Source organism: Vibrio satsumensis (assembly GCF_050337435.1).
GTDB classification, from domain to species: Bacteria; Pseudomonadota; Gammaproteobacteria; order Enterobacterales; family Vibrionaceae; genus Vibrio; species Vibrio satsumensis.
The window spans coordinates 31,415-53,164 of record NZ_JAKJSX010000020.1 but is presented as its reverse complement, the minus strand read 5'-3'; the positions used below and the strand labels follow the sequence as shown (position 1 = coordinate 53,164).

General features: G+C 45.1%; 18 protein-coding genes and 1 tRNA gene. 4 read left to right on the top strand and 15 right to left on the bottom strand.

Annotated elements, in window-relative coordinates:
- Positions 1-39 precede the first annotated feature (39 nt).
- The 3 genes from rluF to L4C44_RS21585 all read right to left on the bottom strand — a co-directional run bounded on the left by rluF (position 40) and on the right by L4C44_RS21585 (position 2,240).
- Positions 40-1,173 carry a 23S rRNA pseudouridine(2604) synthase RluF gene (rluF, locus tag L4C44_RS21595; protein ID WP_428805690.1) on the bottom strand — a complete coding sequence of 378 codons (1,134 nt, stop codon included), beginning with the start codon at positions 1,171-1,173 and terminating at the stop codon, positions 40-42.
- Positions 1,174-1,349: 176 nt separating this feature from the next.
- Positions 1,350-1,931 carry a DNA endonuclease SmrA gene (smrA, locus tag L4C44_RS21590; protein ID WP_048669170.1) on the bottom strand — a complete coding sequence of 194 codons (582 nt, stop codon included), beginning with the start codon at positions 1,929-1,931 and terminating at the stop codon, positions 1,350-1,352.
- Between the two features lie 168 nt (positions 1,932-2,099).
- Positions 2,100-2,240 (bottom strand): DUF3149 domain-containing protein, encoded by a 141-nt coding sequence (locus L4C44_RS21585; RefSeq protein WP_017062321.1) that lies wholly within the window; start codon positions 2,238-2,240, stop codon positions 2,100-2,102.
- A 255-nt stretch (positions 2,241-2,495) separates the two neighbouring features.
- Here L4C44_RS21585 and L4C44_RS21580 point away from each other — a divergent pair.
- Positions 2,496-2,572 (top strand) — tRNA-Pro (locus tag L4C44_RS21580).
- Between the two features lie 389 nt (positions 2,573-2,961).
- Here the strand turns inward: L4C44_RS21580 and L4C44_RS21575 are convergent.
- Together L4C44_RS21575 and L4C44_RS21570 are read right to left on the bottom strand one after the other, a co-directional pair.
- Entirely contained in the window at positions 2,962-3,384 is a 423-nt protein-coding gene (locus L4C44_RS21575; RefSeq protein ID WP_428805689.1) for a hypothetical protein, read from the bottom strand.
- A 121-nt stretch (positions 3,385-3,505) separates the two neighbouring features.
- The gene (locus L4C44_RS21570) at positions 3,506-4,393 is read right to left on the bottom strand and encodes a TraB/GumN family protein (protein WP_428805688.1); all 888 of its coding nucleotides are present in this window, start codon (positions 4,391-4,393) and stop codon (positions 3,506-3,508) included.
- Positions 4,394-4,798: 405 nt separating this feature from the next.
- Between L4C44_RS21570 and L4C44_RS21565 the strand changes: the two genes are divergently transcribed.
- Together L4C44_RS21565 and L4C44_RS21560 are read left to right on the top strand one after the other, a co-directional pair.
- Positions 4,799-7,450 carry a beta-N-acetylhexosaminidase gene (locus L4C44_RS21565; protein ID WP_428805687.1) on the top strand — a complete coding sequence of 884 codons (2,652 nt, stop codon included), beginning with the start codon at positions 4,799-4,801 and terminating at the stop codon, positions 7,448-7,450.
- 536 nt (positions 7,451-7,986) lie between these two features.
- Complete coding sequence (locus L4C44_RS21560) at positions 7,987-8,643, top strand: oligogalacturonate-specific porin KdgM family protein (RefSeq protein WP_019824160.1); 657 nt, start codon at positions 7,987-7,989, stop codon at positions 8,641-8,643.
- A gap of 247 nt (positions 8,644-8,890) precedes the next feature.
- Here the strand turns inward: L4C44_RS21560 and L4C44_RS21555 are convergent, their stop codons facing one another.
- Both L4C44_RS21555 and L4C44_RS21550 read right to left on the bottom strand, forming a co-directional pair.
- Positions 8,891-9,331 carry a DUF411 domain-containing protein gene (locus L4C44_RS21555; protein WP_428805686.1) on the bottom strand — a complete coding sequence of 147 codons (441 nt, stop codon included), beginning with the start codon at positions 9,329-9,331 and terminating at the stop codon, positions 8,891-8,893.
- Positions 9,321-12,104 carry a heavy metal translocating P-type ATPase gene (locus L4C44_RS21550; protein WP_428805685.1) on the bottom strand — a complete coding sequence of 928 codons (2,784 nt, stop codon included), beginning with the start codon at positions 12,102-12,104 and terminating at the stop codon, positions 9,321-9,323. The genes L4C44_RS21555 and L4C44_RS21550 overlap by 11 nt, the downstream gene beginning before the upstream one ends.
- Positions 12,105-12,436: 332 nt before the next feature.
- On the opposite strand from L4C44_RS21550, the gene gltX reads away from it, so the two are divergent.
- Positions 12,437-13,864 carry a glutamate--tRNA ligase gene (gene gltX, locus L4C44_RS21545; protein ID WP_136994714.1) on the top strand — a complete coding sequence of 476 codons (1,428 nt, stop codon included), beginning with the start codon at positions 12,437-12,439 and terminating at the stop codon, positions 13,862-13,864.
- 86 nt (positions 13,865-13,950) lie between these two features.
- Here the strand turns inward: gltX and L4C44_RS21540 are convergent, their stop codons facing one another.
- Genes L4C44_RS21540 through L4C44_RS21505 form a run of 8 tightly spaced genes read right to left on the bottom strand, consistent with a single transcriptional unit; the run spans position 13,951 to position 21,734 of the window.
- Positions 13,951-15,174: a beta-ketoacyl-ACP synthase gene (locus tag L4C44_RS21540; RefSeq protein WP_146492342.1), complete on the bottom strand. Its 1,224-nt coding sequence runs from the start codon at positions 15,172-15,174 to the stop codon at positions 13,951-13,953.
- Positions 15,171-15,896: a 3-ketoacyl-ACP reductase FabG2 gene (locus L4C44_RS21535; RefSeq protein WP_048659793.1), complete on the bottom strand. Its 726-nt coding sequence runs from the start codon at positions 15,894-15,896 to the stop codon at positions 15,171-15,173. The genes L4C44_RS21540 and L4C44_RS21535 overlap by 4 nt, the downstream gene beginning before the upstream one ends.
- Positions 15,893-16,357 carry a hotdog family protein gene (locus L4C44_RS21530; protein ID WP_146492341.1) on the bottom strand — a complete coding sequence of 155 codons (465 nt, stop codon included), beginning with the start codon at positions 16,355-16,357 and terminating at the stop codon, positions 15,893-15,895. Before L4C44_RS21530 ends, L4C44_RS21535 begins: the two co-directional genes overlap by 4 nt.
- Positions 16,350-17,549, bottom strand: a complete 1,200-nt coding sequence (locus L4C44_RS21525) for a beta-ketoacyl-[acyl-carrier-protein] synthase family protein (RefSeq protein ID WP_428805684.1) — start codon at positions 17,547-17,549, stop codon at positions 16,350-16,352. Before L4C44_RS21525 ends, L4C44_RS21530 begins: the two co-directional genes overlap by 8 nt.
- 5 nt (positions 17,550-17,554) lie before the next feature.
- A complete protein-coding gene (locus L4C44_RS21520; protein WP_428805683.1) occupies positions 17,555-18,178 on the bottom strand; it encodes a DUF3261 domain-containing protein in 624 nt (207 codons plus the stop codon).
- The gene (locus L4C44_RS21515; protein WP_428805682.1) at positions 18,175-20,547 is read right to left on the bottom strand and encodes an MMPL family transporter; all 2,373 of its coding nucleotides are present in this window, start codon (positions 20,545-20,547) and stop codon (positions 18,175-18,177) included. The genes L4C44_RS21520 and L4C44_RS21515 overlap by 4 nt, the downstream gene beginning before the upstream one ends.
- Positions 20,519-21,217, bottom strand: coding sequence for a LolA family protein (locus L4C44_RS21510; RefSeq protein WP_146492337.1), 699 nt, complete (start codon positions 21,215-21,217; stop codon positions 20,519-20,521). Before L4C44_RS21510 ends, L4C44_RS21515 begins: the two co-directional genes overlap by 29 nt.
- Entirely contained in the window at positions 21,204-21,734 is a 531-nt protein-coding gene (locus L4C44_RS21505) for an acyl-CoA thioesterase (RefSeq protein WP_017093402.1), read from the bottom strand. The genes L4C44_RS21510 and L4C44_RS21505 overlap by 14 nt, the downstream gene beginning before the upstream one ends.
- Between the last annotated feature and the right edge of the window lie 16 nt (positions 21,735-21,750).

The window sequence follows — 21,750 nt, the reverse complement described above, 5'->3', positions numbered from 1 at the left end:
GCCCACTCATTAGTGGGCGTTTCTGTATAAGGAGTCATTCTACTTTTTCAGACCTAAAGTGCCACTAACACGTTTCTGAGCTGGTTTATTTGGTCTGTTTGAATCTTGGTTACGGTTTGCCGGTTTTCCGCTTCTACGATCGTTATTGTCGCGATCTGTACGATTGCGATCCGAACGGTTTCTATCTGAATTAGAACGCTCTGAACGAGAGTTCGACTTCCAATTCTCTGTATTACCACCGCTTTCACCGTTCGATGAATTGCGGCCACGCTTTGAGTTAGGCGCATGACGGAATTCATCCGCATTGTTACCACGGTAAGTGCGAGATCGGTTCTCGTTTTGATTACGGCGCGCTGTTGAGGTTTGGTTTTCTTCACGGCTGTCAAAAAGTTTTGCGTCAGTCGCTTTACGAATACGCTGACCTTTAGCGTTCATTCTTGACGCATCTTCTGTACTTACTGAGCCTTCACACATCGCTAATATTTCAGTGATCTCTTCGTCGCTCAGGTAGCGCCATTTTCCGTTAGGAATACCGTCTAGTGAGATGTTCATAATACGAACACGGCGCAGTTTAAATACTTCGTAACCCAATGCTTCACACATACGGCGAATTTGGCGGTTAAGGCCTTGCGTTAATGTGATTCGGAACGAGAACTTGGTTTCTTTCTCGACCTTACATGGCAAGGTCACAGTATCGAGAATATGAACGCCAGCGCCCATTTGCTTCAAGAACTCAGTCGTAATCGGCTTGTCGACACGAACCACGTACTCTTTCTCGTGGTTGTTACCCGCACGAAGAATCTTGTTTACGATGTCGCCATCATTGGTCAGGAAGATAAGTCCATCAGAAGGCTTATCTAGACGACCAATTGGGAAAATTCGCTTGTGGTGGCCGATAAAGTCGACGATGTTGCCAGGAATATCACGCTCAGTCGTACAGGTGATACCTGTTGGTTTATTAAGAGCAATGTAAATAGGCTTCTCTTTTGAGCGAACAGGCTTATTGTCGATCTCAACATCATCACCTGGCAAGACTTTAGTACCCATTTCAGGGATCTTACCGTTAATAGTAACTCGGCCTGCATCAATGAGTTTATCGGCTTCGCGACGTGAGCAAAAACCAGTTTCACTGATATATTTATTAAGGCGTTTAGCTTGGGATTCTTGTGACATGATATTCTCTTAGCGTTTCACAACGGAAATATAGATAAACAAAAAGCAACTTTTGGGTAGTTGCTTTGAGTTGGAATTCGTTAACTGAGGCAATTTTAGCACTTGGTGTGAGTCTAGGCACGAAATATCGGTGTTGATGCAAAATCGTTATTCGCCTATTTATCTATCTCAACCTATCAACTGGTACGCTTTTGATGGCGCTCTCTGTTCTCTAGTTTTTTCTCATTACTCTTTCTGAGCATGACATAGACTGCGCCAGTACCACCATGAAATTGCTGAGCAGAATGAACACATTGAACATCGTTGATTTGCGTTAGCCAATTTGCAACGTAGCTTTTCATCATTGCTGGTGGATTCGAACGTTCGCCCTTACCATGAACAATGATGACGGTACGAACATCCATTCTTAAACACTGACGCAAAAATGAAAGCACTTCGTTACGTGCGTCTTTCAGTGTTTTCCTATGAAGGTCTAGCTTGGCTTGAATCGGGTATTTGCCTAGGCGCAGCTTTTTGTATACGCCTTCTTGTACACCGTCTTTTTTATAAGCAATAACATCGTCTGGCCTTATCATTGGTGAGTAGTCTAATGATAAGTAGTCTTTCTCGTCATCAGATAGCCACATAGCGGCTTCACGCTTGGCAAGGTGAGATTCTGTGACTCGGTGTACTTTCTGGTGTTCGGCGGTGTCATGGTCGATACGTTTAACGTCGCCCATCATTTCTTGGAATAGATCTAAGTCGTCATCATGAGACATAGTGTGTATCTCAAGTTGGGGAAGGATTGGGTAAGTATACCTAAGTTGGGACGGGGTTTAAAAATGAAAAAACCGGAGGTGACAAGAGAAATCAGCTCCGGTGCAAAGCGTTTTAATATTTACCCGTAAGTAATGATGCTTGAGGTAAATGATTTAGGCTGAGCGATTCTAGTGAGGAGATTTTTCAGTCATAACTTTGTAGATGAAGAAGCCTCCATAAAACATCATGAGACCCAGAGCCCCGAAGATTACTATCATTGAAGATAGTCCCACCGCATTACCAAATAGGAGATCTAGCCAAAAGTCCATGTGTATACCTCAAAGTTATATGACATGGCTTAGTGTATTAAGTAGCATTATCAATTTACTGATCTGGATCAATCCTGTTGCATAAGTTAAATACTTGTTGGCAACTGTGTGTTTTTCGTCACATTGAGCGAGTTGTTGTATGTCTTTTGTTCGAACGATTCGAATTCACAATAAATATGAGAAAAAGCGCTTGCGGATAAATTCAGAATCCGTATTATACGCTCCATCGACAGGCAATCAGCCAGTTAGATATTTCGGTGAATAGCGCAGCTTGGTAGCGCATCTGGTTTGGGACCAGAGGGTCGGGGGTTCGAATCCCTCTTCACCGACCACATTAAAGAAAGCCGTAGCAGAAATGCTACGGCTTTTTTGCATTTTAATCTGGTTTAGAACATGGGGATGGGGGCTGGAATGCCAGTCCAATCGAATTCCTCTTCACCGACCACATTTAGAAAGCCTGCTTATTGAGCAGGCTTTCGTCGTTTCAAGGGAAGGGAAATGGGATTTGAACCTAGGTGGGGTTCGCCTGATGTTCAAAATAAGCTCTTCACAGCCACATTGAAGAAAGCCGTAGCATTCTCTGTAATAGAAGGGTCTACGGCTTTTTGTATTTTGGTATATGTGTAATTCCCTAGAGCGACGAAGGAGCGAGTCGGGAATCTCTTGTTGTTCTAAGCGTCCTGCATAGAGACAAGGATTGATCCAGTAGTCCCAAATCTATTTACTTAACATCACAAGTGATGTTCTTGATTGGCGTCTCTGAGGTAACAAAGCAAACATAAGCTTCAACAGGGTTATTTGGACCAATTCGAATGTAACCGGCCTGTACTTCATCTTCATTAAAAGTCACCGAGTGAGAGTTACCCGTTTGGCCATCGTAGAAACTTGCTTCAAAATTACTATTCATTTGGCTTGCGATCCGGTTGCGTGTTGTAGACGTGGTGAACGTAATATTCGCGCATCGCATTGGTGGCTTCTCAGTAATCATAAACTGTCCGCTTTCTTTATCTAGCACGCTGCCTTTTGTATCAGGCTGAATGTCTATTGGTTGGAATTGTTCGATCGTACAAGTTTCTTTGGCAGACGCTGCCGTGGGCATCAGGATCGCGAGGGCTAAAGGTAAAGCGAAGAGCACTGGTTTCATGAGAACAACACCGTATATAAAAAGAGCGAAAGATAATAGCACCGTTATGGGGCGATTAAATGTAATGATTCTGTTATTAGGTAATGGTTATATTAGGAGAAGGTCATGGCTTCGAATTGAGCTAGCTGTCGTCACTAAGCTCAAATTGACACTGAGCCTGTTGGCTTTGTGATTGTTGAGTGACATTAAAACCTTTCTCTTCTAATAACTGCAAAAGGTTACCTTCGCCAATCAGGTGTAAAGTACCGACGACCAGCACGTAGTGTCCCTTTGAGTCGAGTTTCCAATCATTGGCGGAGAGCTTGTTTGCCCAATCGACGTTGCGATCGGTTAAAAATGCTTTCTCTAGTTCAGATGGCATTTCAGACAGCTTCGCAAACTCCTCAAGCTTGGTTACATCACCGGCTTTCCAACTTTCAATTAAGCAGTGAACCACCCCATCAGTTTGGTCAAATTCTTCAAGGCTACTGACTAACCATTCTTTACCGGAATCTTTTTGTCCTGCAATGAGATCTATCTGAAATTGTAGAGGCTCTAAACTGATCACCGGAACGTCTTGTATCGTCGCTTTATAGGCGAGTGTTGCGTCTACACCGCCCGCTGAGCCATAGCCAAGGTTCTTTAATTGCTGCATCTGTATTGAGAGAGATGTCGCCCAAGGTGGAGAGCTCAGTAGTTGTTGAGTCGGCATACCCAAAGACTTTGAAATACTGGCTAATAACTGTTTTTGTTCTTTGTTTAATACATCACTCGTGGTCACTGTGGTCGTGGGATACACAATGCCTTCTGACTTCCTGATGTCTGTCTCGACAATTAATCCGTCGCTCTCTTTTAGCGTGTCAGTGATCTGTACTGGAAGTGGGTACATGCTCTCGTCTCCTACGTGGACGGAACCCAAGATGGTGAGTGTCAGTTCATCCTTTTTGGCTTGCCAATAAAGAGGTTCGGCCGAAGCTTGTTTGGCTGAAAATGCGAGAACGAATAAAGTTACGTACCAAAATGTGCGCAAGGAAAGCTCCTATTAAAAGAGATGAACTCGTTAAAATTGATTTTGACGGCGTTTTTTAACGGTTTTTTTTGAGAACGATGTCACGTTGTTTGTACGAAAAGTATAACAACACGAACAAACTCTTAAACCTTTCTCTCTATCAACAACACGATTTTATGAAATCCGTTAAAAAGATTGTGATTCATTTCTCAATTTTTACGTCAAAATAAAACTGACGGAAGTGCCGTCGATTCTAACTTGATGATTTTTATGTAATTAATTTTATCGCAAATTTTGAGATTTGAAGCTGATCACTTTATTAACTTGATTTAATTCACGGTAAAAAATAAGCCCATATAGTTTATCTAACTTTCGAAGCGCTCCACTTTGCTTCTGACTCAATTTTTTAATTTATGGGTGAATACGATGTTGAAGAGAAACTTACTATCTGTAGCGGTATTGGCTGGTTTGACGGGTTGTGCTGTAACACAAGCACCTGAGCAACAGGTGGTTAATGCATTGGCTGATAACCTTGATGTGCAATATGAAGTTCTAACCAATCACGGTGCGAATGAAGGCATGGCTTGTCAGGACTTAGGTGCTGAATGGGCGTCATGTAATAAAGTAAACATGACGTTAACTAACGATGGTGAAGCGATTGATTCGAAAGATTGGACTATCTACTTCCACAGTATTCGCCTTATCTTAGATGTTGATAATGAGCAATTTAAGATTACTCGTGTAACTGGCGATCTTCATAAACTAGAACCTACTGAAAAATTTGATGGCTTTGCAGCTGGCGAAGAAGTGGTTCTTCCACTGACGAGTGAATACTGGCAACTGTTTGAAACCGACTTCATGCCGGGTGCATTCGTTACTGCGCCAAACGCAGAACCTAAGATGATTGCTTCATTGAATACGGAAGATGTTGCGTCATTCGTAACGGGTCTAGAAGGTAACAATCTTAAGCGTACACCAGATGACAATAATGTAATGGCTACAGCAGTGACGCGTTTCGAAAAGAATGCAGATCTAGCAACGCAAGATGTATCAACAACATTACTACCAACGCCAATGTCGGTAGAGGCGGGTGAAGGTTCAGTCAGCATTGCTGGTGGTATTGCCCTACCAAAAGAGGTATTCGATGCTGACCAGTTCGCTGCAATTGAAGAACGTGCAGATGTGGTAAACGTAGATGTGAGTGGCGACCTACCTGTTAGTGTTGCTGTTGTTCCTACTCAGTTTACGGGTGATTTGGCGAAATCTGGCGCTTATGAACTAAGCATCTCGGAAGAGGGGATTGCGATTAAAGCGTTTGATAAAACAGGTGCTTTCTACGCAGTTCAGTCTATTTTTGGCCTAATAGACAGTCAGAACGCTGAATCATTACCACAACTGTCGATCAAAGATGCACCGCGCTTTGATTACCGCGGTGTGATGGTGGATGTTGCTCGAAACTTCCACTCAAAAGATGCCATCCTAGCAACGCTAGATCAAATGGCTGCATACAAGATGAATAAACTTCACCTTCACTTAACTGATGATGAAGGCTGGCGTTTAGAAATCCCAGGTTTACCAGAGCTAACGGATGTAGGGTCTAATCGTTGTTTTGATTTGGAAGAGCAAAGCTGTTTATTGCCTCAGCTAGGTTCAGGTCCAACAACAGACAACTTTGGCTCTGGTTTCTTTAGTAAGGCGGATTACGTCGAGATCTTAAGCTACGCAAAAGCGCGCAGTATCGAAGTAATTCCAGAGATTGATATGCCAGCACACGCTCGTTCTGCTGTGGTATCGATGGAAGCGCGTTACACTCGCCTAATGGCGGAAGGTAAAGAAGCGGAAGCAAATGAATACCGCTTGATGGATCCACAAGATAAATCGAACGTAACGACAGTTCAGTTCTACGATAAGCAAAGCTTCATTAACCCATGCATGGAATCTTCGACTCACTTTGTTGATAAAGTGATCTCTGAAGTGGCGGCAATGCACCAAGAAGCGGGCGTTCCACTAACAACTTGGCACTTTGGCGGCGATGAAGCGAAAAACATTAAGTTAGGCGCAGGCTTACAAGATATTAATGCAGAAGATAAAGTGGCGTGGAAAGGTAACATTGACTTATCTAAGCAAGACAAGCCATTCCAGCAGTCTCCTCAGTGTCAGTCTTTGATCGCTGATGGTACTGTGAGCGACTTCGGTCACTTGCCAAGTCACTTTGCAGAGCAAGTATCTAAGATTGTCGCTGACAAAGGCATTCCTCATTTCCAAGCATGGCAAGATGGTCTGAAATACAGCGAAGGTGAAGAAGCATTTGCAACAGAAAGTACGCGCGTTAACTTCTGGGATGTTCTTTACTGGGGCGGTACTTCATCAGTATACGACTGGTCAGCAAAAGGGTATGACGTAATCGTCTCTAACCCGGACTACGTATACATGGATATGCCATACGAAGTTGATGCAGCAGAACGCGGTTACTACTGGGCAACGCGTGCAACCGATACTCGTAAGATGTTTGGCTTTGCTCCAGAGAATATGCCACAAAACGCAGAAACATCATTAGACCGTGACGGCAATGGTTTCTCTGGTAAAGGCGAGATTGAAGCAAAACCTTTTTACGGTTTATCAGCGCAACTTTGGTCTGAAACAGTACGTACTGACGAGCAATATGAATACATGGTGTTCCCACGCGTTCTTGCAGCAGCTGAGCGTGCATGGCATCGAGCAGATTGGGAAAACGACTACAAAGTGGGCGTTGAATACTCTCAAGAAACTAACCTAGTGAATAAGCAAGCTCTAAACAGCGACTTTAATCGCTTCGCGAATATTGTTGGTCAACGTGAACTGGCTAAGCTTGAGAAAGCAGGCATTGATTATCGACTACCAGTTCCAGGTGCTAAAGTGGTTGATGGCAAGCTGGCGATGAACGTTCAATTCCCAGGCATCGAGCTGCAATACTCTGCTGATGGCGAAAACTGGCTAACGTATGATGAGCAACAACGTCCATCGGTTTCTGGTGAAACTTACATCCGTTCTATTTCAGAAAGTGGTGAGAAAGTAAGTCGAGTAACGTCAGTTAAATAATCGATAAGCACTGTTATTAGTAGAAGAGCTCCCGAATTTTATCTTATCCAAGATAAAACGGGAGCTCTTTTTGTTTGCTGCGAATTAGGCTCTCATCCAAAACGGGAACATATAGAAACCGTCTTGGTCTATAACGTCAACAATACACATAAAGTGAGGTTCATCGCAAAAGTGACGCGCTTCTCATTATTCTCTTCAAAAAATAAGTCCCTCATAAAAAACTCTAAATCAGGTGTGATTCAATTAACTGAATCTAATTTCGCACCGTAAAATAATGTGATCCCGATCTGTACGTTTTTCCATCTTGAGTTTTTTATCAATTTTTATATTTTTAAGTTTTTGATTTTAATGAATTAAATAACTTGTTCTTTTTTGATAGTGAGAGAGATCACTCTGTCTGTTCTTTTATTTTGAAACGCAAATTAATTCGAGCAACATAGATTTCATGCCAGGGAGGCGACCAACTACTCAAGCGGTGAAGGTGAATGATGTACCGAAGATATGCCGCTGAAAAAATCAAACTAAGGCAGTTTACTATGAAAAAAATTATCGCTCTAAGTGCTCTTTCTCTTGCTTTCGCTTCTAGTGCTTTTGCTGGTTCTTCTTACGTTACAGGTAACGTTCAATTTCACTCTGATTTCCAACCAAACGCGACGTCAACTCTAGAAGCGGGCCACACGTTTGATTCAGGCACAACACTACTAACAGAGTTCGATGGTATCTCTCTTGGTAAGTACGACAATGACGCAATCCAAGACAGCGGTCTAGGTAACTCTCCATACATCACTCTAGGTGTTGAGCAGATGTACAACATCAATGACAACCTATGGGTTGCTGCGGGTTACCACCACCTACTAAACAACGGTGAAACGGTTCAGTACCGTCCATTGGTTAAGATCGGTTACAACTTCGATAACGGTATCTCTATTAGCAACCGTACTCGTTACCACGCTATGGAAGATAGCAAAGCTGACGATCAAACTCGTTTTGACAACCGTATCGGTTACGCAGTAAACGCTGAGCTAGCTCTAAGCTACAACAACGTATACGTAATCAGCGATGCTGATAACACAATGGACCACGAGCTTCGTGCGACATGGACTCGTCAAGGCGTTCAACCTTACTTTGAGTACCGTAACCAAGCTGACAACGCTAACAACGCATTCGTATTCGGTGCTTCTTACGGCTTCTAAGCTGATTCACTTGGCTGTTTAGTCGATTAGATTATTGGCTAAGTGAGCTTCTTTGCTAATTAGCTTTTTTGTTAACTAGCGACGAAAACATAGCGGTACCAACAGCCCGGTTGGTGCCGCGACAAGATTTGCTTTACTGTCCAAAAGCAAAGAGCCTAGCAAGTAAACCACAGTCTTGGGTTTACTTAATGTTAGGCTCTATTTTTATAACTTCTTAAATATTGCTTTGTGCCGGTTTCTTTACGCTCTAATTACCATCGTAATGACGGTATTCAAATACCTGACCTTTCTCATTAAACGCATACACAGAATACTCGTCTTTCTTATCGCCATACTCCATGCCCGGTGAGCCCATTGGCATACCTGGAACTGCTAAGCCAATTGCATTGCGTGGCGGGTTTTCTAAAAAGGCTTTAACATCATCAGCCGGAATGTGTCCTTCAAATACGTAACCATCGATCTCTGCTGTGTGGCAAGAGGCTAGCTCTGGCGTTATCCCCAATTTCTGTTTGATAGGATTCATGTCATCGTGGAGCTTCTCTGTAACATCGAACCCAGCATCTCGCATATGTTCAGTCCATTCTGTGCAGCAGCCGCAGTATGGTGATTTGTGGTTTAGAACATCAGTAGCTAAAGCTTGTCCTGAAATTGCAGCGAGTGCTGTAAGAGTCATAACTTTACGAATCATGGTTAACCTCATGAATATGGTTTTTATTGATATTAGAATGAGTGGGCTTGAACAATCTCAGCCTGTTGGCATTGCTCACTACTGTAATTGACGACATCGCCATCGCTGCGCCTGCAACGACTGGGCTTAGTAGAAATCCGAAAAATGGGTAGAGCACACCGGCCGCGATAGGAATACCAAGTGAGTTATAGATGAAGGCGCCAAAGAGGTTTTGCTTCATGTTTCTCACGGTCGCTTGGGACAGCTCTATCGCGTTACTGACAGATAAGGGCGACGAGTTGAGTAGCGTCATTTGCGCACTTTCAATCGCAACATCACTGCCACTGCCCATCGCGATACCGATATCAGCTTGAGCAAGCGCTGGCGCATCGTTAATGCCATCTCCAACCATAGCCACATTCTTATATTGTTGTTGAAGCTGAACAATATGTTGAGCTTTCTGCTCTGGTAGTACTTCCGAGATAACCTCATCAATACCGACGCTTTTGCCAATCGCTTGAGCAACAGAATCGTTGTCGCCTGTTAATAGCACGGTGTGAATTCCGGCGGATTTTAGTTGAGCAATGGCTTGTTTGCTATCTATTTTTAATGCGTCTGAAATGCCAAATATACCTTCCAGTTTTTGATCGATGACTACGAAGATGGGTGTCCATGCTTGTGTACGACAAAGCTCGATAAAGTCTGCGCCGATTTCAGTTTCAATACCGAGTTGGGAGAGGTACTTAAGTGAGCCGACTTGAACCTTCTTGCCGCTAATTATTGCTTGTACGCCAAGCCCTCGTTGGTTTTCGAACTCGCTATGGGGTAGTGCTGAAATCTGTAAGCTCTCTGCATATTGGCAAACGGCTTTGGCTAAGGGGTGCTCTGACCCTACCTCTACCGAATAAGCGTACGCCAGCAGTTCTTGCTCTGATAAATCGCCATAAAAGGCCTGCTGAACGGTTGGCTTGCCTTGGGTTAGAGTGCCTGTTTTATCAAACACGACAGCATCAATTTTGCTTGCAGATTGCAACACATCGGCATCTTTGATCAGAACGCCAAACTCAGCGGCTTTGCCAACGCCGACAGTAATTGAAAGTGGTGTCGCAAGGCCTAAGGCACATGGACAAGCGATGATCAGCACGGTAGTCGATACCACAAGCATGTAGCTTGCACTGGGTTGTGGGCCAACAAAAAACCAAACTAGGGCGGCAACAGCTGCGATTGCGACCACAACGGGCACGAACACGGCAGAAATAGAGTCGGCAAGTTTCGCTATCGCAGGTTTGCTGCTTTGTGCCTGGCGAACCATCTGAATGATTCGAGCTAACATGGTGCTTGAGCCAATCCCCGTCGCTTCAATAATTAAGCTACCATCGCCATTAATGGTGCCCGCAGAAACGCCATCACTCACCGATTTAACGTTGGGAAGTGGTTCACCGGTCAGCATCGATTCATCGATGTAAGACTCACCAGATACCACAACACCATCAACTGGCACTTTTTCTCCCGGTTTGACGCGTACTTGCATGCCGACTTGGATAGCTTCTACAGCAATGGTTTGTTCTTTGCCATCGACGATGACCACCGCTTTTTGAGGTTGTAAGTTAATCAGTGCCTGTAGCGATTTCGTGGTGCGAGCTTTGGCTTTGGCTTCAATGTAGTGACCCAAAGAAATAAGGCCAACGATCATCGCACTAGCCTCAAAGTAGACATGGCGAGAGGCTTCTGGGAACCATGATGGAATCAGCACAACCAACATTGAATAGAACCATGCTGCGCCTGTACCTAGAGCGACGAGTGTGTCCATGGTAGCGCGTTTGTGCATCAGTGATTGCCACGCGTTAGTGAAGAAGCTCCGCCCAGAGGTGGCTAGTAGCACTAGGCAGATCACACCAATGAAGCCCCAAGCCAGTTGGTCACTAAGTGTAGCAATGGTCATGCTGCCACCGAATATGCCCCATACCATCAGCGGAGCCCCAAGCAGTAGTGCGCTCACTGAGTTTTTCAGGAAGGCCTTTTGAGTGCGAAGTTGCTGTTCTTGTTGTTTTTGCTGTTGAGTCGCTGCATCGTCGACAAACTCGGCGCCATAACCTGCAGCTTTCACCGATTTGATTAGAGCGTTTTCAATGATGTCTCTTGTTTGAGAGGTGAAAACCAAGGCAGTCTGCTCTGCAAGGTTAATCTGTGCTTGGTCGACGAACTCATTCTTTTTCAATGCTTTTTCGACCGAAGAAACGCAACTCGCACACGTCATTCCCTCAAGAACAAGGTGATAGGTATATTGGCTGGCAACGGGTTCAGTTAAAGTTGCTTCTGTAGGCGCCAGTTTTTTATCTTCTTCTAAATCTGAACTCGATGAAAGGTCATTCGTTTCAGAGTAGGGAGCTGCGTGATAACCCACGCTTTCGACCAGCTCAATAACCTCGGATTCAGAAAGCAGAGTAACCAGTGATAGCTCCTGTTTGCTGACTTCTAGGTTTGAGGTTTGCTCGGTTTGTTCAAGCGCTTGAGTCAGTTTGCTCACACACTTTCCGCAGCTGAGGCCGGATAGCGAAAGGTGCAGCTGATTACCCATAGAATAGCCAAGCGTTGCTAACTGTTCGTTGAGCTGAATGTAACTAGAAGGAGTCGAAATATCGATGTAGGTTGGCGATATGTCATTGATCGTCGTGTTGTTGAGATCGCCAAACAGTGTGCGGACTTTCTTTGCACAACCCATGCAATTTAGGCCGTTGAGCGCGGTTGCGTAGTGATTCATATCGATACTCCAATTCTCATCTACGCCTAACATAAACCTTCCCGTAAGGGTAAGGTCAAACATAAATTCAAGAATTTGATCTTAGTAGAATATAAATGAGTGAGTTACGTTTGTGGATACGCGGGGAACTAAAGTAAAGCGTGGTTTTTATTTATTGGTTACAGGCTGTAGATTTTCGACTTCGAAGCTGGATTTAGCCTTTCTACAATCGCTTTCGCACAAGATCAGCACATTAATCATTCACTACTGATTGTAGATTTAAGCGGTGGTGATAAAATAGCGCCCAAAATTTAGTGATATTTGTCTGCTGCAGGCTTTGTAATAGCGATCACTAAAAGAATCACCTACATAATCAAGGTATTTAAATGACGGTTAAAACTCGTTTTGCTCCTAGCCCAACTGGCTATCTTCACGTTGGTGGTGCACGTACTGCACTTTACTCTTGGCTATTCGCTAAGAATCAAGGTGGTGAATTCGTTCTACGTATCGAAGACACGGACCTTGAGCGTAACTCTCAAGAAGCGGTTGATGCAATTCTAGAAGGCATGCAATGGATGGGTATGGAATGGGACGAAGGTCCTTACTACCAATCTAAGCGTTTTGACCGTTACAACGAAATGGTTGATAAGCTACTTGCTGAAGACAAAGCATTCAAATGCTACGCGTCTAAAGAACTGCTTGATGAAATTCGTGCAGAGCAAGAAGAAAACAAAGAAATGGCTCGTTACGATGCGAACCACCCTAAAATTGTTGCAGCAAACGAAGCAGCAAAAGAAGGTGATGCATGTGTTATCCGTTTCCGTAACCCAAAAGAAGGCAGCGTAGTATTTGATGACCAAATCCGTGGTCGCATTGAAATCGCGAACAGCCAACTTGATGACCTAATCATTCGTCGTACAGACGGTGCACCAACATACAACTTCGTAGTGGTTGTGGATGACTGGGATATGGGGATTACACACGTTGTTCGTGGTGAAGATCACATCAACAACACACCTCGTCAAATCAACATCTATGAAGCACTAGGCGCGCCAGTTCCAACTTTCGCTCACTGTGCAATGATTCTTGGTGATGACGGTGCAAAACTTTCTAAGCGTCACGGTGCTGTTTCTGTAATGCAATACCGCGACGAAGGTTACCTACCAAATGCACTAAACAACTACCTAGTTCGTTTAGGTTGGTCTCACGGTGACCAAGAGATCTTCTCTCAAGAAGAGATGATTGAATTCTTCAGCCTGAACGCTATCAGCAAGTCTGCTTCTGCATTCAACACTGATAAGCTACTTTGGTTGAACAACCACTACATCAAGACTTCTGAGCCTGAGTACGTTGCTAAATACCTGCAATGGCACCTAGACGCACAGAAGATCGATACAACAAACGGCCCAGCTATCACTGAAGTGATCAAGCTAGTTGGCGAGCGTTGTAACACGCTTATCGAACTTGCTGAGCAATCTCGTTACTTCTATGAAGATTTCTCTGAGTTTGAAGCTGGCGCAGCGAAGAAGCACCTACGTGGTGTTGCTAAAGGCCCACTAGAGCTTGCTCTTGCTAAGGTTGAAGCACTTGAAGATTTCACTACTGCAAACATCAAAGATGGTGTGATTGCAGCAGTATGTGAAGAACTAGAGATTGGCATGGGTAAAATCGGCATGCCACTTCGCGTAGCAGTAACAGGCGGTGGTCAGTCTCCTTCTGTTGATGCAGTGATGGAGCTTGTTGGTAAAGATCGCGTAATCGCTCGTATCAAGATGGCTCTTGAGTTCATCGCTGAGCGTGAAGCTAACGCTTAATTGAGCGATTGCTAGAATCAAAAAAGGGTCAGTAACTTGGTTACTGACCCTTTTTATTTGTCTTGAGTTTTGTCTAATAAATAAACTTAAATCTTTTTGAAGATAATAGATGTGTTAATGCCACCAAAGGCAAAGTTGTTGCTCATCAGATATTCAATATCCAATGCGCGACCAGAACCTGTAATGTAATCGAGTTTGCCGCAGCGTTCGTCGATGTTCTCAAGGTTTAAGGTTGGGCTGAACCAGCCGGAATGCATCATCTCCAAGCTTAACCAAGCTTCAATTGCACCACATGCGCCAAGCGTATGGCCGAAGTAGCTTTTCAATGAACTGATTGGCACTTCTCCGAAAATATTCGCCGTCGCATTACTCTCTGCAATATCACCTTTTTCAGTCGCCGTTCCGTGCGCAGAAACATAGCCAATTTTCTCAGCAGGAAGCTGTGCATCTCTTAGTGCTTTCTCCATACATATTTGCATGGTTTCCATCTGAGGTTGGGTCACATGGGCTGCATCGCAGTTGCTGGCAAAACCGATGATCTCAGCGTAGATTTTTGCACCACGAGCGACTGCATGTTCATATTCTTCAAGAATAAGCGTGCCAGCACCTTCACCGATAACCAAGCCATCGCGCTCACTGTCGTAAGGGCTAGGGGATTTTTCTGGTGTGTCGTTTTTTAAACTGGTAGCAAAAAGGGTATCGAAAACGGCAGACTCAGTTGGACATAGTTCTTCACCACCACCGGCAACCATCACGGTTTGGTAGCCGTGCTTAATTGCTTCATAGGCGTAACCAATGGCTTGGCTTCCAGAAGTACAAGCGCTGCTGGTGGGAATCACACGGCCACGCAGTCCAAAGAACAGACCTACGTTTACCGCAGCAGTGTGTGGCATCATTTGTACGTAGGTTGTCGCCGTGATCGCTCGTGTCGATTTCTCGTTCAGCATCACGCCAAACGCACCAACCGCATCGGTACTGCCGGTTGAAGAGCCGTAAGCAATACCCGTTTCGCCATTGGTCAGTACATCATGGCCAATCAAGCCTGCTTGCTCCAATGCATTCTCAGTAGCAACAGTGGCTAGGCGTGATACGCGCCCCATGCCACGTACTTGCTTGCGCTTGTAGTGTTTAGGTAGTTGAAAGTCATCAATAGGCGCTGCAAGCTTAGTGTTGAGACCGTCATATTGCTCGAAGCTTGGCATATATTGAGTCGCATTTTCACAGGCCTTTAGCTTTGGCTCGATGTGCTGCCAGTCGTTACCAAAGGCGGTAACGCCAGACATTCCGGTTACAACAACGCGGCGGGTCATACTAAGCCTCCATTGACTGAAATCACTTGGCGAGTAACGTAGCCTGCAATATCAGACATTAGGTAACTCACTAGTCCTGCTACTTCTTCTGGCTCACCCATTCGGCGCAGTGGTACTTGAGGAAGTGCATGATCTTTCACGTGCTCGTCAACCATACCGGTATCGATTAAGCCTGGAGCGACACAATTTACGGTGATCTTGCGCTTTGCGAGTTCTAGAGCAAGAGACTTAGTCGCGCCAATCACACCAGCTTTCGCTGCAGCATAGTTAGTTTGTCCGCGGTTACCCATGATGCCTGATACAGACGCTAGAGTGACGATGCGGCCGCCTTTGCGCTTTTGGACCATAGGCATTACACAAGGGTGAAGTACGTTGTAGAAGCTGTCTAGGTTGGTATGGATCACGCCATCCCACTCTTCTTCTGTCATGGCAGGGAATGCAGTGTCGCGAGTAATGCCTGCGTTGTTCACTACACCATAGTAAGCGCCATGTTCAGCAATATCAGACTCAAGCGTTTTGCGACATTCGCTGCGGTTGCTGATATCAAATTGGATAAGACGCCCAGCACCACCCAGTTCGGTGATCGACTGCAATGTCTCTTCAGCGCCTTGCTTGTCACCCATGTAATGAACGGCGATTTCAAATCCGTCTTTCGCGAGTTGAATAGCGATCGCTTTACCAATGCCTTTGCTGGCACCGGTGACTAAAACCTGACGGGTCATGATGGGCTCCTAGTTTTCATTTCTTGTAATTTTTGTTCGGTCGGCACGTAGACGTTGAGCTGGCATTGAGCCACCAACTCGCCTTGGTCTTCCACTCTGGCAGTAAACACGGCCATGCCACTGTCTTCCATAAGCTGTTCGGCATAGACGTCAAGGGTCTGACCTTGAGTAAACTCATCACACAGTGATTTGTAGCGACGAGAACCGAGCAGGAAGCCGATAGGGGGAGTGGTGCCGTTTTTGATTGCATGGTATCCAGACCACGCCGCTACAGACTGCGCCATAAACTCGATGCCAACATAAGCTGGGACCGTTTGAGATTCGGCATTAAAGAACAGATTATGGTCACCAATATCGACCTGACAGTGGATCGACAACGCCTCTACGCTGATAGCACGATCGATTAATATCATCGGATCATCGTGAGGAAGAAGTTGGTCTACAGAAGGGATATCAGTCATTTACTACACCAAAAATCAGGCTAATGTTGTTACCACCAAAAGCAAACGAGTTGCTTAAGATATTCTTTACTTTAAGTTTCTGGGAACAGTTTACCAAATCAATCTCAATATCTTCAGCTTTATCCTGACATTTTTGTAAGGGAAGCGGTAAGTCGTATTTCAAAATATGCCATGCAATTGCAGCCTCTATCGCACTTGCGGCTCCAAGAGTATGCCCTGTGAGCGGCTTGGTTGAGCTAACGGGAACCTTGTTTGCAAAAATACGATGAATGGCTTTGCTTTCCATTGAATCATTGAGTGGCGTTGCGGTGCCATGGGCATTTATATAACCGATCTCTTCTGCTTGTAATTGAGCAGAATCTAACGCTTTTCTCATCGCTTGTTCCGCGCCATTTCCTTCTGGGTGGGGCGCTGAAATATGGTGTGCGTCGGAGCTGTCACCACAGCCTAATAGGGCAATTTGAGGTGTGTTTTGAGTAGAATGAACACGCTTGATCTTGGTTTTACTGAGCAACATAAATGCTGCTGCTTCACCAATATTGATGCCATCTCGAGATTCGCTAAATGGCTTACAATGTTTGGTTGAAAGGGCTTCAAGACCATGGAAACCATTGAGTGTCAGCTTACACAAGGTATCCACACCACCTACTAATACGGCATCAGCCATGCCTGAATCTAACAAGCGCTGGGCGGTCAGAAACACGCGACCGCTGGATGAGCAAGCCGTAGAGATGACATAGTTTGGCCCCGTTAACGCGCAGTATTGGCTAACGAACTCAGAAGTGTCACCAAGCTCCTGTTTTGAGTAATGGTAATCTTCTGGAAACTCACCGTTTGTCAGTTTTTGTTTGAAGGCCGCTTCACCATCGGAGATCCCAGAGGTGCTGGTGCCGATAACAACAGCAATACGGTCTGCGCCAAATTGTGCCTTGGCAAGTTCGATAGAATCTTTGATTTGGTTGAGAGCTGATAACGCCAGTTGATTGTTGCGGGTGGCATACTTCACCAGAGTGGATGGAACCTCTGGTAGCTCACCTGCAATTTTGCCAACGACAGTGTGTTTGCCGTCGTTCAGCATATCGCTCACTTCAACCATGTTTGGTTCACATTCGCCTTTTAGGCAGCTATGAATGTCAGTAATACTTGAGCCTAGCGCTGAGTGGAAACCACAGTCTTGGATATAAATAGGCATAGTGTTTAGCTCTTACTTGGGTTATCGACAATCGTTGAATCCAACGTTTGTATAGTAATGGTGTAGCCTTGGGTCAAATGTTTAAAAACAATGTTGCCTGCCGTTTTGTGTGTATTCGGTTCGGCTTGGTAATCAATTCGGATGATTGCCTGCTTTTTGTCATTAAACACTGTGCGGCTGTTATCTGTATCGACCAAATGCCAACCTATGCCTTGCAGAGACTGAGCCCATGCTTCAATTGGCCATAGAGTCAGCATTAAATTAAATAACACTTGCTCAGGTTGCGGCAGGGTTGCGCCAAGACCGGACAGAACTTGAGTCTCAATGGCTTGGTTCTGGTATTGCAGCGATAAGATGCGCGTTCCCCAAGAGGAAAAACCCGCTAACACGACTTTATCTGGTGTGACTTCGACTTGAACAGGCAGTTGCTGCGTATCGTCTTGCCATGTTGCGCTGATCAGCTGGCTTGCTGTAAATGAGTACCCCAGTTCAGCAGGCAGCGGCAAGGCTAGCTCGGTGTCTTTGTCGATTGCGACACTTGCGCCTGTAGGCTGTTGAGACACCATCGAACAAGCGCTGAGTAGTAAGCCCAATCCAACGGCGAGCGCTATCTTGATTGTTTTGATCATCTATAAGCCTCTCGAGAGGTTGGTCGTTCTACGCTTTTGCCACTGTTGATCGCGAGTGGGGAAAGAAGCCACGCAACAAAAATCCCTGTCAGAACCGTCACCCCGAAGCTATGAATGGCGTGAGTCTGACTCAGCGACAGTAAGCCAAACGAAAGCAGCGTCGTGAGGCCGGATAAGCTAATAGCGAGCAAGGTACTGAGCGATTTTCTCTGTTCTGCAAAGAACAAGGTATAGTCGATGCCAATCCCTAAAATCAGAATCAAGCCTAGTAGATTAAACAGGTTCAACGTTGAACCTAAAATGCCAGTGACCGCTAAACCTGCTACGCCTGCAATTAATGAAGGCAACAGCATTAATAGGCTTTGCTTCACACCATAACGCCAGCCTAAAACCATCCCAATGGCCGCCAACGCTATCAATAATAACTCTGTGATCTTGACTCTGTATTCCGTAAAGAGAGCAGATATTTCATCGGCTTTATTGAGGTATTTAACACCTTGTTGCTGAGCAAAGCTTGAATCGAGCCATTGAGAGAACAGCTCTGAGTTTGTGACGTCTTTGATCAAAATGACCGATGCTGCTTGGCCGTCGATTGGGTTTAACCAAAGTGGTCGAACAGGCTCTGAGACTGGAGACCCCAAAAATCCAGATACCGTAATTGCTTCGAACTTCGGTAATTCTGGAAAGCTAGGCCAACCTAAAGTGTTTTGTAAGATATGGCTTTGTTGGTTATAGAGTTGTTCAACCAATTGGTAGTTATCATGTTGTTCTTGCTTGCTTAACAAGTGCTGATTGATGCTACGATATCCGGAGATACCTTGTCGATCGACTAGGGAATCTAAGCTCGTGGTAACTTCTGCCAGTTTTTTGAGTAGCTTTTGATCACTCTTTGCGGTCACCAGGAGCATATTTTGACCATTGCCTAGCCCTGATATCTCAGTGATGGCTTGCTCTTGCTGTTTTAGTTGCTCTGGCATCGCCTGAAGTTGGCGGATATCGTCGTCGTAACGAACTTGACTGAGTGATATCAAGCTAACGACAGTTACCGTTAATGGTAAGCCAATTCTAAATTTTTGGTTGTTCCAGATACTTAACCAAGCATGCCAAAGCTTCGACAGGGGAAGTGGGCGCTCTTGGCTTGGTTTTGCCGCTAAAACCGGATACCAACACACCACACTGGCGTAAGCTGCGATAAGTCCAATCGACGAAAAAAGAGCAAGTTGCTGTAAGCCTGGGAAAGGCGCCACCAACAGACCTAGGTAGCCAATCAAGCTGGTGATCAGACCCAAGGTGATCGCAACGAGAATATGTTTCAACCCTTTGTCGCTTTGCCATTGATTACCAGCCGCCAAACGATCGGTTAGGTAATGGAAAGAGTAGTCGATGGATACGCCAATCAAGCTGGCACCGAACACCAAACTAAATAGGTGAACCTTGCCGAAGATAGCGACGGTGCTTGCCAGCGCGACCAATAAGCCGGTACTGATTGAAAGTAAGGATAAGGCAAGTGGTAGGGCACTACGAAACGTCAACCACACCAATAAAATAACACCGGCTAATGAGCCCAAACCAATAGTACTGATTTCTGATTTCGCGCTTTCGGTACCGTAATTGGCGTAGAACACCACACCGGTATGCTGCACTTTGATGTCAAATTGTTTTTCGACTTCGCGCTCAATTGAATCAAGATCGGGAAGTTGCTCTTGAATCGCCAAGCTATAAGGCGAGCCAGCCAGTGTAGCCGTCACCAAAATATGAGTTTGCTCATTAGATTGAGCGGTGAGGTATCCCTCTTTCAGAACAAAGTTACTTGATTGAACGCCAACAGCACTGATGTAGTCGCGAAATAGTAGAAATGGATCCATCGACAGTTCGGCTGCAGTCACGCCTGAGAACGGATTGTACAGAGACTGAATGACGTATTGAGCTCGCGAATCCGGCGAGTGTGTCAGCGTCTCTTTTTGTTGCTGGGTCAGAAGTTGAGCTCGGTGACGAAAATAGAAATCGCTCCACTGGCTTTGAGTGCTGGCGTTGATTTTCCCTTGAACTTTCTTAAACAGAGTTGGCTGGCTTGAGAAGGTTCTTTGATTGAGTTTTTTTTCAAAAGCGTCAGCCGCTGTCATGACTTTTTCGATGTCGGGGGCGCTGATGATAAACACTACTTGCTCGCTCATCGAGCTGGATATTTGCTGAAAGGCTTGCTCTACCATTGGGTCTTGCTGGTTTTCTGGTAGTAACTTTAGAATGTTGCTTTCAATCGGTACCGACGAAGAAAAAGCGAATTGTTTTATTAACAATCCGCTAAATAGCACTACGATAACAAGCCAAACAAAGGCCAGACTAGAGTTGGAATTGTTGCGCTTCAGCATCTGATAATACTTCCGGTAGATGGCTTAATTGGCTAAATTCGATCACCGTGCTGTCTCCACGAATCTCTCTCAACTCAATACGTTCAATATCATTTTTACCTTGCAGCGTAATGGCTTCAAACACCGCGTTCATCGGAGCACTTTTCGGCTTTAGAGTGAGTGTCCATCGTGTGTCTTGTGAACTTGCGTTTGCACTTTCATCAGTGTTTGTAGTGGTTTCGGGCTCAAAATCGAGTGCGAACTGTTCTTGAAGTTTTTGCGTGTCTCCATGAAACACTGACAAGAAGATATGGCTGAAATAAAATGCCATTGGGTTTTCTTTATCGGTGATGATTTTCGCGGGTTGATCGGCAAATCTTTGGCTCAACTTATTATCAGTGAGCACTAAGCTCACAGGAAACGGCGTTGTTTGTGTCCAGAGTAGGCCACTTGATTTGTCTAACAGGAATGTACCTTGCGATGTCAAAGGTTGGGCGAACATTTCCATGTTGCGCGTTTGGGTGAACTCACCACGCACTATGTTGTTTGCGCTTAACACGGTTTGTAGCTCTGAAATAGAACCAACCGTAGATGTACTTTCATTAGCAATAACAAAACTACTCGCCATCATTGAGGCAAGCCCTAGTAGTGCGATGCTGATGTGTTTGCGACTGCGTTTAAACAGACTCATGTTTCACCTGCTGCTGTGTGTTAGATACTTGAGGTTGGTCTGATTGTTGGTCGCTTGGTTGTTGCTCAGTTGATTGGGGTAAGCAACCAAACTGGTGCCAGTGCTCGACTTTATCTGTAAACACTTTCGGTGAAGCGAAGCACATCTCTTGTTCTTCAATGGTCACCGCAACCTGCATTGTGTGGGCGCGTGTCATGCGAGCACCTGTGTTGGCATCGTGAATTTCGTAGTCAACACGCAGGCGGTTTTCCCATTCAGTCAACTTGGCCGATACCTTGATCTGATGATTGAACGGTATCGCCTTAATGTACTTTACACGCGTGTCGATGATCGGCCACATGTAGCCTGAGTCCTTCATCTCATGGTAGTTGTACTCAATCTTATCCATCATGATGCGCCTTACTTCTTCAAAAAATCGGAAGTAATTACCGTGATAGATCACGCCCATCGGGTCGGCATCTTGGAATGAGGTAATCAGAGTCACCTCAGATTGTAATGGATGAAGGATTTCAGACATAAATCGCTCTCAACAT

What these genes read in the sequence shown, in the direction of transcription:
- L4C44_RS21565 (WP_428805687.1), top strand. Translation starts at nt 4,799, where the DNA reads ATGTTGAAGAGAAACTTACTATCTGTAGCGGTATTGGCTGGTTTGACG.
- rluF (WP_428805690.1), bottom strand. Translation starts at nt 1,173, where the DNA reads ATGTCACAAGAATCCCAAGCTAAACGCCTTAATAAATATATCAGTGAA.
- smrA (WP_048669170.1), bottom strand. Translation starts at nt 1,931, where the DNA reads ATGTCTCATGATGACGACTTAGATCTATTCCAAGAAATGATGGGCGAC.
- L4C44_RS21560 (WP_019824160.1), top strand. Translation starts at nt 7,987, where the DNA reads ATGAAAAAAATTATCGCTCTAAGTGCTCTTTCTCTTGCTTTCGCTTCT.
- L4C44_RS21540 (WP_146492342.1), bottom strand. Translation starts at nt 15,174, where the DNA reads ATGACCCGCCGCGTTGTTGTAACCGGAATGTCTGGCGTTACCGCCTTT.
- L4C44_RS21510 (WP_146492337.1), bottom strand. Translation starts at nt 21,217, where the DNA reads ATGAGTCTGTTTAAACGCAGTCGCAAACACATCAGCATCGCACTACTA.
- L4C44_RS21525 (WP_428805684.1), bottom strand. Translation starts at nt 17,549, where the DNA reads ATGCCTATTTATATCCAAGACTGTGGTTTCCACTCAGCGCTAGGCTCA.
- L4C44_RS21515 (WP_428805682.1), bottom strand. Translation starts at nt 20,547, where the DNA reads ATGCTGAAGCGCAACAATTCCAACTCTAGTCTGGCCTTTGTTTGGCTT.
- L4C44_RS21555 (WP_428805686.1), bottom strand. Translation starts at nt 9,331, where the DNA reads ATGATTCGTAAAGTTATGACTCTTACAGCACTCGCTGCAATTTCAGGA.
- L4C44_RS21575 (WP_428805689.1), bottom strand. Translation starts at nt 3,384, where the DNA reads ATGAAACCAGTGCTCTTCGCTTTACCTTTAGCCCTCGCGATCCTGATG.
- L4C44_RS21520 (WP_428805683.1), bottom strand. Translation starts at nt 18,178, where the DNA reads ATGATCAAAACAATCAAGATAGCGCTCGCCGTTGGATTGGGCTTACTA.
- L4C44_RS21530 (WP_146492341.1), bottom strand. Translation starts at nt 16,357, where the DNA reads ATGACTGATATCCCTTCTGTAGACCAACTTCTTCCTCACGATGATCCG.
- gltX (WP_136994714.1), top strand. Translation starts at nt 12,437, where the DNA reads ATGACGGTTAAAACTCGTTTTGCTCCTAGCCCAACTGGCTATCTTCAC.
- L4C44_RS21505 (WP_017093402.1), bottom strand. Translation starts at nt 21,734, where the DNA reads ATGTCTGAAATCCTTCATCCATTACAATCTGAGGTGACTCTGATTACC.
- L4C44_RS21535 (WP_048659793.1), bottom strand. Translation starts at nt 15,896, where the DNA reads ATGACCCGTCAGGTTTTAGTCACCGGTGCCAGCAAAGGCATTGGTAAA.
- L4C44_RS21550 (WP_428805685.1), bottom strand. Translation starts at nt 12,104, where the DNA reads ATGTTAGGCGTAGATGAGAATTGGAGTATCGATATGAATCACTACGCA.
- L4C44_RS21585 (WP_017062321.1), bottom strand. Translation starts at nt 2,240, where the DNA reads ATGGACTTTTGGCTAGATCTCCTATTTGGTAATGCGGTGGGACTATCT.